The organism is Terriglobales bacterium, from assembly GCA_035573675.1.
GTDB lineage: Bacteria > Acidobacteriota > Terriglobia > Terriglobales > Acidobacteriaceae > DATMAB01.
This window is the reverse complement of the sequence record DATMAB010000027.1, coordinates 17,781-33,955: the sequence shown is the minus strand read 5'-3', so window position 1 is coordinate 33,955 and position 16,175 is coordinate 17,781. Positions and strand designations below refer to the sequence as shown.

The 16,175-nt window shown below is 64.2% G+C and carries 14 protein-coding genes; 11 read left to right on the top strand and 3 right to left on the bottom strand.

Going from position 1 to position 16,175, the window contains the following annotated elements; translation table 11 throughout:
* Window positions 1-335: 335 nt before the first annotated feature.
* The 3 genes from VNK82_12665 to VNK82_12655 all read left to right on the top strand — a co-directional run bounded on the left by VNK82_12665 (window position 336) and on the right by VNK82_12655 (window position 3,510).
* Window positions 336-1,655, top strand: a complete 1,320-nt coding sequence (locus tag VNK82_12665) for a M20/M25/M40 family metallo-hydrolase (protein ID HXE91801.1) — start codon at window positions 336-338, stop codon at window positions 1,653-1,655.
* Between the two features lie 615 nt (window positions 1,656-2,270).
* Window positions 2,271-2,810 (top strand): hypothetical protein, encoded by a 540-nt coding sequence (locus VNK82_12660; GenBank protein ID HXE91800.1) that lies wholly within the window; start codon window positions 2,271-2,273, stop codon window positions 2,808-2,810.
* A 19-nt stretch (window positions 2,811-2,829) separates the two neighbouring features.
* A complete protein-coding gene (locus VNK82_12655) occupies window positions 2,830-3,510 on the top strand; it encodes a hypothetical protein (protein ID HXE91799.1) in 681 nt (226 codons plus the stop codon).
* A gap of 112 nt (window positions 3,511-3,622) precedes the next feature.
* Here the strand turns inward: VNK82_12655 and VNK82_12650 are convergent, their stop codons facing one another.
* Both VNK82_12650 and VNK82_12645 read right to left on the bottom strand, forming a co-directional pair.
* On the bottom strand, window positions 3,623-3,847 hold the full coding sequence (locus tag VNK82_12650) for a hypothetical protein (GenBank protein HXE91798.1): 225 nt from the start codon (window positions 3,845-3,847) through the stop codon (window positions 3,623-3,625).
* A gap of 649 nt (window positions 3,848-4,496) precedes the next feature.
* Window positions 4,497-5,645: a DUF6569 family protein gene (locus VNK82_12645; GenBank protein HXE91797.1), complete on the bottom strand. Its 1,149-nt coding sequence runs from the start codon at window positions 5,643-5,645 to the stop codon at window positions 4,497-4,499.
* A gap of 257 nt (window positions 5,646-5,902) precedes the next feature.
* Between VNK82_12645 and VNK82_12640 the strand changes: the two genes are divergently transcribed.
* Both VNK82_12640 and VNK82_12635 read left to right on the top strand, forming a co-directional pair.
* Window positions 5,903-6,826, top strand: a complete 924-nt coding sequence (locus VNK82_12640) for a sigma-70 family RNA polymerase sigma factor (GenBank protein HXE91796.1) — start codon at window positions 5,903-5,905, stop codon at window positions 6,824-6,826.
* Window positions 6,827-6,831: 5 nt separating this feature from the next.
* Window positions 6,832-8,190: a zf-HC2 domain-containing protein gene (locus VNK82_12635; GenBank protein ID HXE91795.1), complete on the top strand. Its 1,359-nt coding sequence runs from the start codon at window positions 6,832-6,834 to the stop codon at window positions 8,188-8,190.
* A gap of 93 nt (window positions 8,191-8,283) precedes the next feature.
* Here the strand turns inward: VNK82_12635 and VNK82_12630 are convergent, their stop codons facing one another.
* Window positions 8,284-8,451 carry a Trm112 family protein gene (locus VNK82_12630; GenBank protein ID HXE91794.1) on the bottom strand — a complete coding sequence of 56 codons (168 nt, stop codon included), beginning with the start codon at window positions 8,449-8,451 and terminating at the stop codon, window positions 8,284-8,286.
* 119 nt (window positions 8,452-8,570) lie between these two features.
* On the opposite strand from VNK82_12630, the gene VNK82_12625 reads away from it, so the two are divergent.
* The 6 genes from VNK82_12625 (at window position 8,571) to VNK82_12600 (ending at window position 16,172) form a co-directional block, all read left to right on the top strand.
* Window positions 8,571-9,512: a bifunctional 5,10-methylenetetrahydrofolate dehydrogenase/5,10-methenyltetrahydrofolate cyclohydrolase gene (locus tag VNK82_12625; protein HXE91793.1), complete on the top strand. Its 942-nt coding sequence runs from the start codon at window positions 8,571-8,573 to the stop codon at window positions 9,510-9,512.
* A gap of 3 nt (window positions 9,513-9,515) precedes the next feature.
* Window positions 9,516-10,223 (top strand): dephospho-CoA kinase, encoded by a 708-nt coding sequence (gene coaE / locus VNK82_12620; protein HXE91792.1) that lies wholly within the window; start codon window positions 9,516-9,518, stop codon window positions 10,221-10,223.
* Between the two features lie 98 nt (window positions 10,224-10,321).
* Entirely contained in the window at window positions 10,322-11,473 is a 1,152-nt protein-coding gene (locus VNK82_12615) for a trypsin-like peptidase domain-containing protein (GenBank protein HXE91791.1), read from the top strand.
* A 345-nt stretch (window positions 11,474-11,818) separates the two neighbouring features.
* On the top strand, window positions 11,819-13,480 hold the full coding sequence (locus VNK82_12610) for a hypothetical protein (GenBank protein ID HXE91790.1): 1,662 nt from the start codon (window positions 11,819-11,821) through the stop codon (window positions 13,478-13,480).
* A gap of 101 nt (window positions 13,481-13,581) precedes the next feature.
* Complete coding sequence (gene ggt, locus VNK82_12605) at window positions 13,582-15,348, top strand: gamma-glutamyltransferase (GenBank protein ID HXE91789.1); 1,767 nt, start codon at window positions 13,582-13,584, stop codon at window positions 15,346-15,348.
* An 11-nt stretch (window positions 15,349-15,359) separates the two neighbouring features.
* Entirely contained in the window at window positions 15,360-16,172 is an 813-nt protein-coding gene (locus tag VNK82_12600) for a sugar phosphate isomerase/epimerase (protein ID HXE91788.1), read from the top strand.
* Window positions 16,173-16,175 lie beyond the last annotated feature (3 nt).

The following is a 16,175-nucleotide window of genomic DNA, read 5'->3' as shown; positions in this document are numbered from 1 at the left end:
CGCCGAAACTGCTCCTGCGCGGTTGCGCTTTCTTGCCTTTCTTTCCGCCGTCATCCCCATTCCTTCGGAGGGGCGGCTTCAGCCGTGCCGCTATGAAGGCATCAACACCGGGCTTTCGCCCCTGAGGTAAGCCGGTGCGCCCATCGCCAGATGCACAGATCCCTCGTCGCTATCGCTCCTCAGGGTGACACCATGACCTTCCGGGTCGTATCCTGCACCTTCCTCCCATGCTCACGACTCGTCCCCGATTGACAGCCATCTTGCTGACGCTGCTTGTTGCCGCATCTTCCGCCGCGCAAAACGCGCTCCCTTCGGATGCCATTCCGGCCGTGCGCATGAACGCGTACGCAGAGCAGGCCGTCACCTGGATGACGGAATACCTGCGCGTGGACACCACCAACCCGCCGGGCAACGAAGCCCGCGCCGCGGCCTTCTTCAAAAAGGTCCTGGACGCCGAGGGCATCGAGAACCGGGTGATCGAATACGCGCCCGGGCGCGCCAACCTGTGGGCGCGCATCAAGGGCTCGGGAGCGCGGCGGCCCCTCATCCTGTTGAACCACACCGACGTGGTCACCAGCGACCCGGCGCGCTGGCGCGTGCCGCCGTTCGCGGGCGAGGTGGTCGAGGGCGCGCTGTACGGCCGTGGCGCCCAGGACATGAAGGACGAAGGGCTGGCGCAGCTCCTGGTCATGGTGATGCTCCAGCGCGAAAAGGTCGCGCTCGACCGCGACGTCATCTTCCTGGCCACCGCCGACGAAGAAGCCGAGGGCTCGGGCACCGACTGGGTCATCGCCAACAAGAAAGACTGGCTGGCCGACGCCGAATACCTCATCACCGAGGGCGGCTCCAATCGCCTGGAGAACGGCCAGGTGAAATACGTGGGCGTGGACGTGGCGGAAAAAACCACGTTCTGGCTGCGGGTGACGGCGCACGGCCGCCCGGGACACGGCTCCCGGCCCCTGGACGCCTCGGCGCCCAACCGGCTGGTGCGCGCGCTGGGACGCATCCTCGACTACCGGCCTCCGCTCAAGGTGCTGCCGGTGGCGGAGCAGTTCCTGGCCGCCATGGCGCGCTACGAAACTCCGGAGCGCGCCGCCAAGTTCCGCGACATCCGGCGGGCGCTCAAGAATCGCCGCTTCCGCGCTGAGGTGGAGCAGGACGAGTTCCTGCGCCCGCTGCTCCAGAACACCATCTCGGTGACCATGCTGGGCGGCTCGCAGCAGACCAACGTCATCCCCGGCGAGGCCTGGGCCAACCTCGACGTCCGCCTGCTTCCGGGCGAAGACCCCAAGGCGTTTCTGGAAACCATGCGCCGCGTGGTGGCGGACTCGAACGTTTCTGTGGAGCCGCTGGACGGGGAATTCCGCGTGGCCAACGAATCGCCCACGAACACGGAACTCTGGGCCGAGATCGAACGCGTCTCGGCGCGCTACTTTCCCCAGGCTCCGGTCGCGCCGCGGCTGACCTCGGGCTACACCGAAAATCAACGCTACCGGCCGCTGGGCATCGTGTGCTACGGCTTCTCACCCCACGCCTCGACCGACGAAGAATCGCGCACCGCCCACGGCGACAACGAACGCATCCGCGTGGAAGAAGTGCGGCGCGGGTTCCGCGTCTTGTTTGACGTGGTGGTCGGCGTGGCGGCGACCAGGTAAAGGACACCACGGAGGCACGGAGACACGGAGAAAGCAGGAGGCAGGGTGCGAGTACCCAGTACCCAGTACTCAGTACCCAGTACTCAGTACCCAGACAAACCATCCAAGGGTTGCGAGCCCGTCGCCTAGATTAACTCGGCGGTTAAGGTCGCGCTAGTCACCCCTCCCCCCGGGTATCCCTCTAATGGAATCATCAGGTTGCGGGGAAAATCCCGCCGAGTCCCGGGATCTAGAGGAGTTAGAGGCAAAGTCTCGTAAACAAAGGACTTACCTCATTCCCTGCAACAGGCTCCCCAATAAGATCAACGAGTTACGGGCGCGTGGTTTGCAAAGTCTCGTTTTCAAAGAACTTAGGCCAGAATGCCTGTGTGTAGGTATTCTAGCTGGCTATGTAGCCAGATTAAAAAATATCAACACATTGCAGAATTGTCAAGCGATTCTTGATGTGAGTAGCAATGAGAAATGAATGTGACAGCGGATTGAGGTAGCCCATTTCCGACCTTCGCTAGCCATGAAGGGTGAAGCATCGGCGTATGTGTACGATTGATGTTGCAGAGTGCTACGTGCGGTTCTCGAATTTGGTGTGACACGCCCTGTATCGCGAGAATAGATGTCATGGTTCCGACAGCCGATCGACTGACAAGGAAGCAGCGGACTCTAGTTCGGGAACTAGAGGAAATCTCAGAGCTCCTGGGTTTGGATTGGGGGAACATCAAGTCATACGAGAAGGCTTCGAGAACTCCCCACTTGGAGCGAATGAAGGATCACCTAATCAGGGGCGAGGTCATCACGCAGTACACTCTGATTGACGAGCATCTCGGAGGTTTGATTTGTCGATATTTTTTCCCTCGAAGGAGCTTTGTGAAGCTGTGGAGGACCAAGAAATTCCGAAACTTCAACTACTACGTTATTGAACCGCTCAGCCTCATGGAAAAGTTGCGACTTGTCAAGGCAATCAAGAACGTGCCCAGAGGAGTTGCGTCGGCGATAGAGAGAGTCAACGGCCTTAGAAACGGCTTGGCTCATGCATTCTTTCCTGAAAACCTAAGAGGTTCGAAGCCGATTTACAAGGGAAAGGACGTTTTTACACTCGAGGGCCTAAAGCTATTCATGGAAGACATGGAATTCGTGCACGAGTTTTTCCTGGTGAACTGAGATCGATGAGTGGAGGGAGATGGATGTGACAGAAAATGGCGATTTGTTGAGCTCGCAAGCGGGCGAGGGCTCCACGTTGGATGGAGAAGGAGACCAATACACTGCCTTTCAGGAGTGGAGATACGACCGCGTCTTCTATGAAGAAGAACACCCGAAGTTGTGGCTCGACCTCGCCGAGAGCTTCTATCGGTCCGCCGCAATGCTCATAGCTGCCACGGCTGAACGAAAGGTCAATGAGGAAGTCGAAGGCATTGCTGGGGTCTTTTTATTCCGGCACTACTTAGAGTTGGCACTTAAGCACATCATTGTGGCGGGTCGGTGGGTGAAGGGCGAGGGAGAAAACGCAGCCAGGGAAGAAGTCACTCAAGTCAAGCGGATTCACAACTTGGGAGAATTGTGGGGACTTGTGTTGCAGGATGCAAGGGCCAAGATTCGCGACGAAGTCTGGCAGGGCTACGATACTCAGTTTGTCGAGCGCTGCATCCTGGAGTTCGAAAGAATCGACCCACGTGGGTTCGCGTTTCGATATGCGGGGCACGGAGTTGAGAAACTAAACGTGAACTTCGTGTGGCTCGGAGAGATTATGGATCATGTCTACCAAGTACTTGAGGGTATTCGTACGTATCTAGAGGAGATGTACCATCAGAATGAGGAATACAAGGCCTACCTTCAAGCTGAATATGATGCCAACGTGGATTAGTAGCAGCTTGTCCTGCTGAGCGCGACTAAACGAAAAGGCCGGGCAGATTCGCCCGGCCTTTGTTAGCGACAATTGGTTTAGAGTACGCGCCCTTGCGGGCGCCGGGATGCGGTTACATCACCAAAGCCAGATTGTCGAGCTCGCTGCGGATGGCGTCTTCGCTCGCCCCCGCGATGATGCGGCCGATGGCGGCGCGCGCCGATTCCGGCGACACTCCGTAGCCATGCCGCGTCATGAACATCTGGAGAACCTCGGCTGCCTGCAGCGCGTCCAGCGCGCTACCCCGCAGCTCCGAACACAGGGTCGATACTTCCGACATGGAGAACTTGTTCAGCATCGCCCACCTCCGATCCCGTGCCCTTCTTCCTCCTGTACGATTAGACGCCGGTTGCCGGATTTCGTTGCATGTCTCGTTTGCTTTTCGCATCGCCGGTAACCACCTAAGGTTACGTTGGACGGGCGGAGGAAGTTCCGTGGTGCCGTCCCTGCGGGACTCGGGTTTTTCCCGCCGTTCCACCCAGCACTCACGTGCTGGGCTATCGAGTTTCCGTCGCTTCGCGACTGGGGTGGTTGGGCGCCCGTGGCTAAAGCCCCGTTTTCGGCGGACGGGCGCGGCACGGCTAAAACCGTGCCCTGATACAAAGAATGCGCCGGGGCTAAAGCCCTGGTGAGGCCGGACGTTGGCACGGGGTCGCTGCGCGAGTCCGACCTGAAGGCCCGACCTGCCGAGCCCGGCTCTCCCACCGAAAGCCCAAATGCGTTGTAGAGACGTTACTCGCAACGTCTCCGAGACGCAGCAAGCTGCGTCTCTACGGAACTGCGCGAGGGTGCAGAACAGATTGCCGCAGGGGCTAAAGCCCACGCTCATCCCGCGGACCCGAACGGCACGGTTGAAACCGTGCCCTGTTACGAAACGAGACCGCCAGGGCCAAAGCCCCTTTCCAAGCTGCGTCTAAAGCGGGCCTAAAGACCCGCTCTCCCACCACCTATTCCGCCATCTTGCTCAGGTGCAGGTCGAAGCCGGTCTTGGGCAGCAGCGAAGTCAGCTCGAAGGCCCGAAAGCCGGAGCCCGAGATCTCGGTATGACGAAAGACGCCGGGTTCGGTTTCGACCACCTGGCGCGTGCCCTCGAAGTCGTCCAGGAAAGCTTGCGCGGCCTTCATCGAGACGCCGGCAAAGCGGGTGCGTGAATCGGTGAGCGCCTCGGCGGCGTAGGAGCGCACCAGTTTCTCCCAGTAGGCGCTGAGCAGGTCGGTGGAGGCGAACAGGTCAGCCCAGATGATGCGGCCGTTCACGGCTACCACCACCCCGATGGCCTTCTGGGCACGGAGGCGGCGCAGGACGTCGCTGCGCGGCCCGGCGATGGGAGCCACCGCCTCGTCCATGCGCTTCTTGACTTCGTCGTTGGCCATGACGCGAGCGTAGGAACTGGTGGAAGCGATCTCCGCGGCAGCGCGGCGCTGGCCTTCGCTGGAGCCGATACCGCTTCCCGAGCCGGCGCCGATACCGGCGGGCGAAGCGGCCACGACCTCCGCCATGCCCTGGTTGGACTTATGAACCTCCTCCCAGACTTTCTGCTGGTCCTTGTCGCCCATGGCCTTGGCGCGGACGCTGGGCTGGGCCATGTTTCCGTCGTAGGCCTGGAAGCGGTCGCTGGTGGCGGTCCAGCGGCCGGGCTCGACGCAGAAGACGCTGAGGTCGGCGTCGCCGTGTGCGGGGATGATGCGGTCCTTGCCCACCACGCGGTCCTGCTTGCCGCCGGTGACGATCTCGCCGGCCAACAGCAGCAGTGGACGGCTGGAGTTGTTGACCAGCACCAGGCGGTTGACGTCGCCGCCTCCGGGCTGGGGAACGGGACGCGTTCGCGGCCCGCGAATCAGCGGGCGGACCTGCCCGGCTTCGGTCACCACCACTTCGCCCGAAGCCAAACCCTCATCCAGAGTGAGGAAGCGGCTGGTGTCAAAGGTAGTGGAGGCCGCGACCGGGAAAATGGTCAGGTTGCCGTGGCTGATGGGTTCGAGTACGCGGTAGCCGGAAGCTTGCGGCGGCAATCCGGCGTCAGCGGATTGCGGGACGGCCGACCAGAACATGGCGGCGAACACGGCCAGGGCAAGAAGGGCGCGCAGGGCGGTCATGGGTAGCTCCTTTGGAGCAGCAATAAGCGATAAGCGATTAGCGATAAGCGAATGGCGAGTACCGGGTTGCGAGTACCGAGTACCGAGTACCCAGTCCACGCTGAAGGCCAGGGGCCAAGAGCCAAGAGCCAAGAGCCAAAAGCCAAAAGCCAAAAGCCAAAAGCCAAAAGCCAAAAGCCAGTCGCTGCTCCTCCGCCGGTAGAACGCCGCGGCTGCGGGTTCTTGCATCCCAAAACTTGATACCATCCACCCAATCGATGGGTTCTGAGGGACAGGACGGCGGGAGGTCGCGCGGGGGCACCGCGGTGGCCGAGCGCCTGACCCGCCTGTTCGCCGAACTGTACGTCAAGAGCGGCGGCGAACAGTATGGTCTGGAGGCGGGCCAGTTCCTGCGCATCCTGGCCGAGGTCGGGGCACGCTATTTGCCGCCCGATGCGGGCGAGAAAGAGGCCACCGAGTTCTACGGCAGCCTGCGGGTGGAAGAGCTGGCGCTGGCGCGGGCTTGCGCCGCGGGCAGCGAGAAGGCCTGGGAAGTCTTGCTGACGCGCTACCGGGAGAAGCTGTATGACGCGGCGCGCGGCATCACGCGCGACGACGCCAGCGGCCACGAGCTGGCTGATTCGCTTTACGGCGACCTCTACGCCTCGAACGCCGACGGCGGCCCGCGGGTTTCGAAACTGGCCTCCTATACGGGCCGAGGGTCGCTGGAGGGCTGGCTGCGCACCGTGCTGGCGCAGGAATACGTCAACCGGTATCGCAAGTCGCGTCGGCTGGTGAGCCTGGAAGAGCAGCAAGAACAGGGCACGCAGTTTGAAGCACGGGCGCAAGCGGCGGCCGCCGATCCCGATCCGCGCATCGGGGCCGCAACCGACGAGGCGCTGGCGGGTCTCGGCGCCGAAGAGCGCTTCATCCTGGCCGCCTACTTCCTCGACGGGCGCACGCTGGCGGAAGTGGGGCGTATGCTGGGCGTACACGAGTCCACCATCAGCCGCCGGGTGGAAAAACTCGCAAGCGGGCTGAAGAAGAAGATTCTGGACGGGCTGGGAAAACGCGGCATGAGCCGCCGGCAGGCCGAAGAAGCGCTGGAAGCCGACGTGCGCGACCTGACGGTGGATGTCCGAAAGCATCTGGCGCAAGAAGCGCCGGCGAAAACGTTCTCTCTTAAGAAGGAGCGGGAGTAGTCACGATGGCGGAGACGCCCAAGCCGGAGATCCCGAACGCGGTGCGCGAGCGCCTGGCGGCGCTGGGGGCTGCGGGTGAGGCGCATCCGGATGCCGACCTGCTGGCGGCGTTCGCGGAACGCAAGCTGCGCGCGCGCGAGCGCGAGCAGGTGCTGGCGCATCTGGGCGTATGCGCCGAATGCCGCGACGTACTGGCGCGGGCGCAACCAGCGGAAGCCGAACTGGAAACGCATGCCGTTACGCCGGCGGAGCGCTCGCGCTGGCTGCGCTGGGAGCACCTGCAATGGGGCGCGCTGGCGGCGGTGCTGATCGTGGGGGCGGCGGTGCTGGTCCGTGCGCCGTGGATGCGGCGGGATGTGCCGCCGGAAGTGCAAGTGGCGCAGAGCGAAGCGCCCGTGCCGGCGCAGCCTGAGCGCCAGGAAGAGGCGGCCAAGCCGAGCAGTGTCGCCGTCAATGGCCGGGTGGAATCGCAAACCGCCGCGAGCGAGCCGGGCAAGCTCGCAGACCTGCAAGACCGGGAATTCGATCGAATCAAGCCCGCGGAAGCGCAGCGAAAAGTGGCGCAGGAAGAAGCCCCGCGCCTGGCGGCTGCGGCTCCGGAGAGCAAGGACGACAGCCGCGCCCGGGAGCGGGCGGCGAGCGCGCCCGCTGCGGGACGGGAAGGCGTTGGTCCCGACACGGGCGGAGGAATCGGCTCAGGCAGCGGTGCGGGCGTGGGGCCTGGGACACGGGCGGGCGTGGTCGGAGGCGCTCTGAGTTCGCAGATCGCGCCGCAGGCTCCGGCCGCGGCGCCCCCGCCGCGGGACAAGGGTGAGGTTGCCCAGAGCCGCGAGAACGAGATGGTCATCGCGGAGTCACGCGCCGATCGCCCGGCCAGCGACGAGAAAGAAGCCGCCGCGAAGACCAAGACGGAAGCCGCCTATCAGCCTCCTGCCGCGCTGCCGATGAAGAAGCACGCCGCGGCGGGGAACGTGACGAACTACCAGGTCAGCGCCAGGACAGCGATGGCGCGCTGGACGGTCACTTCGGAAGGACAGGTGCAACGCTCGCTGGATGGCGGAAAGACCTGGCAGGACGTGAGGATCGCTTCGCCGATGCGGTTCCGGGCAGTGGCGGTGATGGGCGCAAACGTGTGGGCCGGCGGATCACACCTGGGCTTGTACTACTCCGCCGACGGCGGGGAAACGTGGCAGCCGCGCTCGCTGGTGCCTCCCCGGACGTCGCTCATGACGCCCGCCGAAGTGGCCGAGCTTCCCGACATCGTGCGCATCGACTTCCGCGACCTGCAGCACGGGACGGTTGAGACCTCCGACGGCATTGTCTGGATCACGGAGGATGGCGGGAAGACGTGGAGGCGGAAGTAGGGTTCACTCCGGGGCTGAAGCCCCTGTGCCTATTCAGCGGTGACGGCATGGCTGGCCGTGCCCTCCGAAAGACGATTGGAGAAACCAGAGGCGCTAGTCTTCGATCTTGGCCTCATCGACCAGCAGCACCGGAATATCGTCCACGATGGGATAGACGCGGCGGCAGGCGGCGCACTTCAGCGTCTCCGCCTGCTGGTTATAGGCGAGCGGCTGCTTGCAGGCCGGGCAGACGAGGATATCAAGCAGGTCCTGGGCAATCATCGATCTTGAATCATTGAAGGATTGCGTCACGGTGTCAAGTGCGGCGCGACGTTGCCTGGAGGTGCGACGCATGATTGAATGAAGCCATGATTCCATGATGCAATTCGAATCGAGGCCTCATGTCGGCTCAACTGCTGGATGGCAACAAGATCGCGGCGGAGATCAAGGCGGAAGTCGCGGCGGAAGTGAAGGCGCTGGCGGAAACCGGGTTGCGGCCCGGGCTGGCGGCGGTGCTGGTGGGCAACAACCCGGCGTCGGAGATCTACGTCCGCAGCAAGATCAAGGCCTGCGAAGAACTGGGCATTTACAGCGAGCGCATCACGCCTTCGGAGACGGTGACCACGCACGAGATGCTGGCGCTGGTGGAGGACCTGAACCAGCGCGAGGAGATCGACGGCATCCTGGTGCAGTTGCCGCTGCCCAGGCAGGTGGATGCGAAGAAGGTCCTGCTGGCAGTGGACCCGGCCAAGGACGTGGACGGCTTCCATCCCATGAATGTGGGGTTCCTCTCGACGCAGCGGCCGGGCCTGGTGCCGTGCACGCCGCTGGGCATCATGGAGATGTTGCGGCGCAGTGGAGTGGAGATTGCCGGGGCGGAGGCGGTGGTGGTGGGCCGCAGCGACATCGTGGGCAAGCCCATGGCCATGCTGCTGCTCAACGCCAACGCCACCGTGACCATCTGTCACTCGAAGACCCGGGACCTGGCGGGTGTGTGCCGCCGGGCGGACATCCTGATTGCGGCCATCGGCAAGGCGGGGCTGGTGACGCGCGAGTTCGTGAAGCCGGGCGCAACCGTCATCGACGTGGGCATGAACAAGATCACCGACCGCGCCGAGTTCGACCGATTCTTCAAAGGCGATGAGAAGCGGGAAAAGACGTTCGCGGAGAAAGGCTCGACGCTGATGGGCGACGTGCATCCCGAAGTGGCCGAGGTGGCGGGCAAGCTGACGCCGGTGCCCGGCGGCGTGGGCCCGTTGACGATCGCACTCCTGATGCAGAATACGCTGCGCGCGGCCAAGATGCGGCGCGGCGCGCGGATACCTGCGGCAGTGGTGGAGTAGCACGTGCTGCGGGTGGGGCTGACCGGCGGTCTTTCCAGCGGCAAGTCCACCGTAGCCCAGATGCTGGCGCGGCGCGGCGCGCGCGTGCTCGATGCCGACCGCCTGGTACACGAACTCATGCGCCCGGGTCTCCCTGTGTACCAGGAGATCGTGCGGCGGTTCGGTAGCGACATTCTGGCTGCCGACAAGTCCATCGACCGCAAGAAGCTGGCCGACGCGGCGTTCGGTGGCGGACGCATCGCGGAGCTGAACCGCATCGTGCATCCGGCGGTAATCGCGATGCAGGACGCGTGGATGGACGACCTGGAGCGCGAAGAACCGCAGGCCCTGGCGGTGGTGGAGGCAGCGCTGATCCTGGAGGCGGGCGCGGCACCGCGTTTCGACAAGCTGGTGGTGGTGACCTGCCGGCAGGCGCAGAAGGTGGAGCGCTTCGCCGCACGCTATCCGCTGGGCGTCGAGGCGGGACGCGCGGAAGCCGCCCGGCGCCTGGCCGCACAGATGCCGGACAAGGAAAAGGTGGCGCGGGCGGACTACGTCATCGACAATTCCGGAACGCTGGAGCAGACGGACAGCCAGGTGGAGAAAGTGTTTGCGGAACTGCTCGAAATAGCCACAGAGATACAGAGGCGAAGAGAACGGCGGAATGCAGAAGGGAAAATGAAAAAGGCAAAAAGGGAAAGGACGCGCGCAACGAGAATCGCAAGGCGGTAGACGCGCCTGCTTCCGCTGCAGGCTACACGGTCGGCGCGCTATCCTTAAGTGTTGTGTCCGGTGCGGCATTCTGCGCGCGGAACTCATCGAGGTATGTCATGAAATCCCTGCGACCAGTCCTGCTGGCGCTGTTGCTGGCGGCCAGCTTCTACTACCTGACCACGCACTACCGCGGCGTGCGCTCGGCGTCCGACGAAACCGGGCGCATGCGCCCGGCGACCCTGGAGATCACGGAAGCCGCAGCGGCGCCGGCGCTCGACGCCGACGAGCAGACCAACATCGAGGTGTATCGCAAGGCGCTGCCCTCGGTGGTCAACATCACCTCCACGACGGTGGCCTTCGACTTTTTTTACGGGCCGGTGCCGGAGCAGGGCCAGGGCTCGGGGTTCATCCTGGACAAGCAGGGCCACATCCTCACCAACTATCACGTGGTGCGGAACGCGCGGCAGGTGGAGGTGACGCTTTCGGACAAGCGCAAGTTCCGCGCGGAAGTGATCGGCTTCGACCGGCCCAACGACCTGGCGGTCATCCGCATCCCGGCCGCGGAGAACCTGAAGCCGGCGACGCTGGGGGACTCGCGGGCGCTGGTGGTGGGGCAGAAGGTGTACGCCATCGGCAATCCGTTCGGACTGAGTGGGACAATGACGCGCGGTATCGTGAGTGCGCTGCGCCCGGTGCGGGGGCCGGAGCCCGGCCTGTTCGTGGATGAAGCCATCCAGACAGATGCGGCCATCAATCCGGGAAATTCGGGCGGGCCGCTGCTGAATTCTCAGGGCGAAGTGATCGGCATCAACACGTTCATTCTCAGCCAGGTCGGACAAAGCGCGGGCATCGGCTTCGCCATCCCCATCAACGTGGCCAAAGCGGTGCTCAACGACCTGGTCACCTTCGGGCGCGTGCGGCGGCCGGTGCTCGGCATCCGGACGCTGCCCATCGGGCCGGAGCTGGCGGCGGAAATGGGTCTGCCGGCGGATGCGGGCGTGCTCATCCTGCAGGTGGTGCCGGGAGGTCCGGCCGAGAAGGCGGGACTCAAGGGCGGGACTCGGCGGGCGTACCTGGGCAACATGCCCATCATGATCGGCGGCGACCTCATCGTGGCCATCGACGGCGAAGAAGTCACCGACCAGAGCGACATCGCGCGCGTAATGAACAACCGCAAGGCCGGCGATACGGTACGCGTGGCCGTGTATCGCGGCAAACGACGCCTGGAGATTGACGTGCCGCTGAGCGAGGTGCGCGAGGCGCTCTAGAAGAATTGAATCATGAACAAGGGCGCAAAGAAGAACCGGCTCTATTCGTGGGAGTGTTATGACTGCGAGGGCACAGGTCAGTGTGCCGAGTGTCAGGGCACGCGTGTGAATGTCCACGTCAGTTCCGTGGAACCGAAATGCCCGCTCTGCAAAGGTACAGGAACGTGTCCGGAGTGCGACGGAACCGGCGACCATCTTTGGGCAAGACCCTTTCCGGTGTTGTTCTCCAAGCTCTTCCGTAGGTAAATGCCCTCTCATCGTCGTGGGCTGGAAACGCTCTCGACTCAGATTGACCGGGACCAGCCAGTAGCGTACCTTTCCCCCTGGTCAGTCAGGGGGTGGAAGGTGAAGCTGCGCGACGTCCTCTGCGTCTCCCTCTTGCTTGCAGTCTCCATGTTGGCTGCGGCCGGCGAGGAAGCGGGCAAGGCCTCGGGCCAGTTGACTGTCAACGGCAAGACCACGCAACTCAACTACGCCTATGCGCAGATCTCCAAGAACAGCCCGGAAGACGAACAGGAGTTCATTCATGTCCTCCTGAGCGACGTGCCTGTCCCGCCGCTGAGGAGGGGGTCCAGCGCGCTGAAGAAAATGGCCAAGGAGGGCAAGCTCCACGCGCTGGAGGTCTCGGTCACTCAGGACAAGGACACCCTGGGGGCGACCATCTACGATCCGGCGATCGCAGACGGCTATGTGCCGGTAGGCTTTAAGGAGAAGTTCGAGCCACAGGTCGTCGACGGCAACGCAGTTGCGGGCCGGGTGTTCACGGAAGAAGAGGGCAGCTTCTTCGAGGACCGTTTCGAGTTCGACATCACATTCCGCGCGGCCGTGGCTCCGTACCCCTTGAGCCTGAGTGAAGCCGACAAGGCGGCGATCGCCGGGCAGCAGCCGGGTACCGCCGCCGGCGAATTCATCGTCAAGGACCAGGCGACCCAGCTGACGCATGCGTACGTGGTCGGGCGCCGGGATTTTCCCGGCGACCCGGAGAAACTCTCCGTGGTGCTGAGCGACGGGCCTATCCCGGAAGACGTACTGCTGGGGAGCTTCGGGATGCAAGAGCTGGCGCGCGAGGGCAAGGTCCACGCGGTCGAGGTGGAGATCGGCGCCGACCGCGAGCCCAAGGGAGGACAGATCTACCACCGCGGCTTCGCCAAGGAAGAAGGGGAATCGGCTTCCGTGTCAGTTTCCGGCATGCACATTTTCCTGCCGGAGACGTTCGACGCCAACACCGTGGCCGGCAAGCTGTTCATGAAGGAGATGGACGACTTCATGGGCACCGAGTACCACTACGGGGCCACGTTCCGGGCCACGGTGCTGCGCAAGCCTCCGCCGACCTATGAGGGCACGAAGGCCGCCCTGAGCGGCCCGGGCAAGACGGTAACCGCGTTCATGAGCGCCGCGCGGCTGGGCAACAAGCTGGCGCTCAAGAAGCTGGTGGCCCCGGAAATGGCGGCGCAACTCGACGGCCCCGACGGCGCCATGATGATGAAGATGATCAAGGCCACATTCCCGGTCGGCCTGAAGGTGGTGGAAGTCACGGAGAAGGGGGACCGCGCTGAAGTCATCGCCATGAAGGCGACCAAGAGCGGGAAGGAGACCATCAAGCTGCACACGGTGAAGATGGGCGGCGAGTGGAGGGTGGGGCAGGAGGAAGGCGCCGAGCCTCCCAAGCCGCGCGATCCTCCCACGCCGGAGCAGATCGCCGCCGCCCAGACCGGGCCCGGGAAGCTGCTGCTCGAGTTCGCAGATGCGATTCATGAGAAGAACGTCGCCAAGCTGAAGGCGCTCTCCGCCAACCCGGAGTCGTTCAAGGACATGGAAGGTCCCTTCGGCGAAATGGCGCTGGACATCCTTTCCAAGATGTTCCCCTGGGACCTGAGGATCACGCGCGTCACCCAGACCGGCGACACCGCCGTGGTGGAGGCGGAATCGGCGACCGTCAAAGAACCCCTCAAGGTCGACACCGTGCTCCTCAACGGGGTCTGGAAGATAGCGGACAAGCCCAAATAGGGCAGGGCGTACACGATTTGACTCCTCCCCAGCCGGTGGGCTAGCCTCGTTAGCTTGCCGGTGCGGCGGGCCCCACTCCGTAGGGCCTTCCGGAGCCTTCCATGCCAATCCATCGTAAGTCATTGATATTGCTGGCGGTTGCTGCGATTTTCGCGGGGCTTCCGGCCAATGTCAGCGGGGCGGGCCGCAGCCCGGTGCGCGCCCCCAAGGCGATGGTGGCGAGCGTCCACGAGGCGGCTTCGCAAGCGGGCGTAGAGATGATGCAGGCGGGCGGCAACGCCGTGGATGCCGCCGTGGCCACCGGGTTCGCTCTGGCGGTGGTGCATCCGCAAGCCGGCAACCTGGGCGGCGGCGGATTCCTGCTGGTGCGCTGGGCGGACGGCAAGACGCACTTCCTCGACTTCCGCGAGAAGGCTCCGGCCAAGGCGCAGCGGGACATGTATCTGGACGCGCAGGGCAACGTAGTCAAGGACGCATCGGTGGTGGGCTACCGCGCCATCGCCGTGCCCGGCTCGGTCAAGGGTCTGGCGTACGCGCAGAAGAAGTGGGGCAAGCTGCCGCTGAAACGCGTGATGGAGCCGGCCATCCGCCTGGCGCGCGAGGGCTTCGCGCTCAGCTACGAGGACGCCCAGGACTTCAAAGACGAAGAGGAAACCCTTTCTCGCTTCGCCGAGACACGGCGCATCTTCCTGCGCAACGGCGACCTGTACAAGGCCGGCGAGATCTTCCGCCAGCCGGAGCTGGCACGCACGCTGGAGCGCATCGCCGCCGACCCGGAAGACTTCTACCGCGGCGCCATGGCGCGCGAACTGGTGGCAGCGCTGGAAAAAGGCGGCGGGCTGATCACGCTCGCAGACCTTGCCGCCTACGCGGTGAAGGAACGCGAGCCGGTGCGGGGCTGGTATCGCGGCTACGAGATCATCGGCGCGCCGCCGCCGTCTTCGGGCGGAATCGTGCTGATCGAAGCGCTGAACGTTTTGGAAGGCTATAACCTGGCGAAGCTCGGCAATCGCTCGGCGGATTCCATCCATCTCACCGTGGAGGCATTCCGGCGGGCGTTCTTCGATCGCGCGCAGTTTCTCGGCGATCCGGATTTTTCCGCCCTGCCGGTGGCGCAGCTCATTGACAAGCGCTACGCCGCGGCCTGGCGCGAGTCGGTGAATCCGGCGCACGCCAGCGCAAGCGCAGAGCTGAAGCGCCCGGCGGGTGTCTTCCACGAGCTGGACCGGATAGCAGCGTTGCACCCGCCCTCGTTCATTCCCGAGCCGGAACACACCACGCACTACTCCGTGGTCGATCCCGAAGGCAACGCCGTCGCTGTGACCACCACGCTGAATGATTCGCTGGGCTCGCGAGTGACGGCAGAAGGCTTGGGCTTCCTGCTGAACGACCAGATGGACGACTTCGCAACCAAGCCCGGCGTTCCCAACCTGTACGGGCTGATTCAGGGCGAAGCCAACGCCATCGGGCCGGGAAAGCGTCCGCTTTCCGCCATGACGCCGACCATCGTGCTGAAGAACGGCAAGCTGTTCCTGGTGCTGGGATCGCCGGGCGGCCCGCGCATCATCACCACGGTGGCCAACATCCTGATGGGCGTGGTGGACTATGGCCTGAACATCCAGGAAGCGGTGAACGCGCCGCGTTTCCACCATCAGTGGCTGCCGGATGCCATCTATATGGAGAAGAGCGGCTTTTCTCCAGACACGCGGCGTCTGCTGGAGGAACGCGGCCACAAGTTCATGGAAAAGGATCCGGTGTACGCGTCGGGCTATTGGAGCGACGGCGAATGCATCGCCATCGACCTCGCCACCGGTGAGCGGCTGGGCGCCAGCGACATGCGCAACAACGGGAAGGCGGTGGGCTACTGATGCGGCGGGCGATGTCCACCTATGTCTACGTGACGCAGCGGCTGCACCCCGGGCTGCTGGACAGCCTGGTGCGCGGCGGCGCCGAGGCCATCGAGATCTTCTGCGCCCGCGGGCATCTGGACTACACCAACCGCGCCCACGTGCGGGAGATCGCCTCCTGGTTCTGGTCCAGCGGGGTTCCGCTGAACTCCATGCACTCGCCCATGTTCTGCGATTACGAGTGGGGACGCTCGGGCGCGCCGCCCATCAATCCGGTGGACCCGGATCGCAAGCGCCGCGTCGAGGCCATGGACGAGATCAAGCGGGCGCTCGAAGTGGCCGAGCAGATCCCGTTCCGCTTCATGGTGCAGCACATGGGCATAGGGGGCGAAGCCTACGACGCGCGCAAATTCGAGGCCGGGCTGAGTTCCATCGAGCACCTGCGCGCCTTCGCCAGGCCGCTGGGCGTCACGCTGCTGGTGGAGAACATCCCCAACGAGCTGTCGACGCCGGCGCGCCTGCTGGAGTTCCTAACCGCGGGACACTTCGACGACCTGGGCGTGTGCTTCGACGTGGGCCACGCGCATCTGGCGGACGGCGTCGAGGCGGCCTTCGAGATGCTGAAGTCACGCATCCAGTCCACGCACGTGCACGACAACGCCCGCGACCGCGATTCGCATCTCTGGCCGGGCGAGGGTTCGGTGGACTGGAACCAGGCGATGGCGCTGCTGCGCTCGGCGCCCCAGGCCCCGCCGCTGCTGATGGAGATCGAGGGCGAAGGCAAGACGGGCATCCCGGAACGCATGGCGGCGGCATTCCGCAAGCTGGAGGAGGCGGGGAAGTAGGCA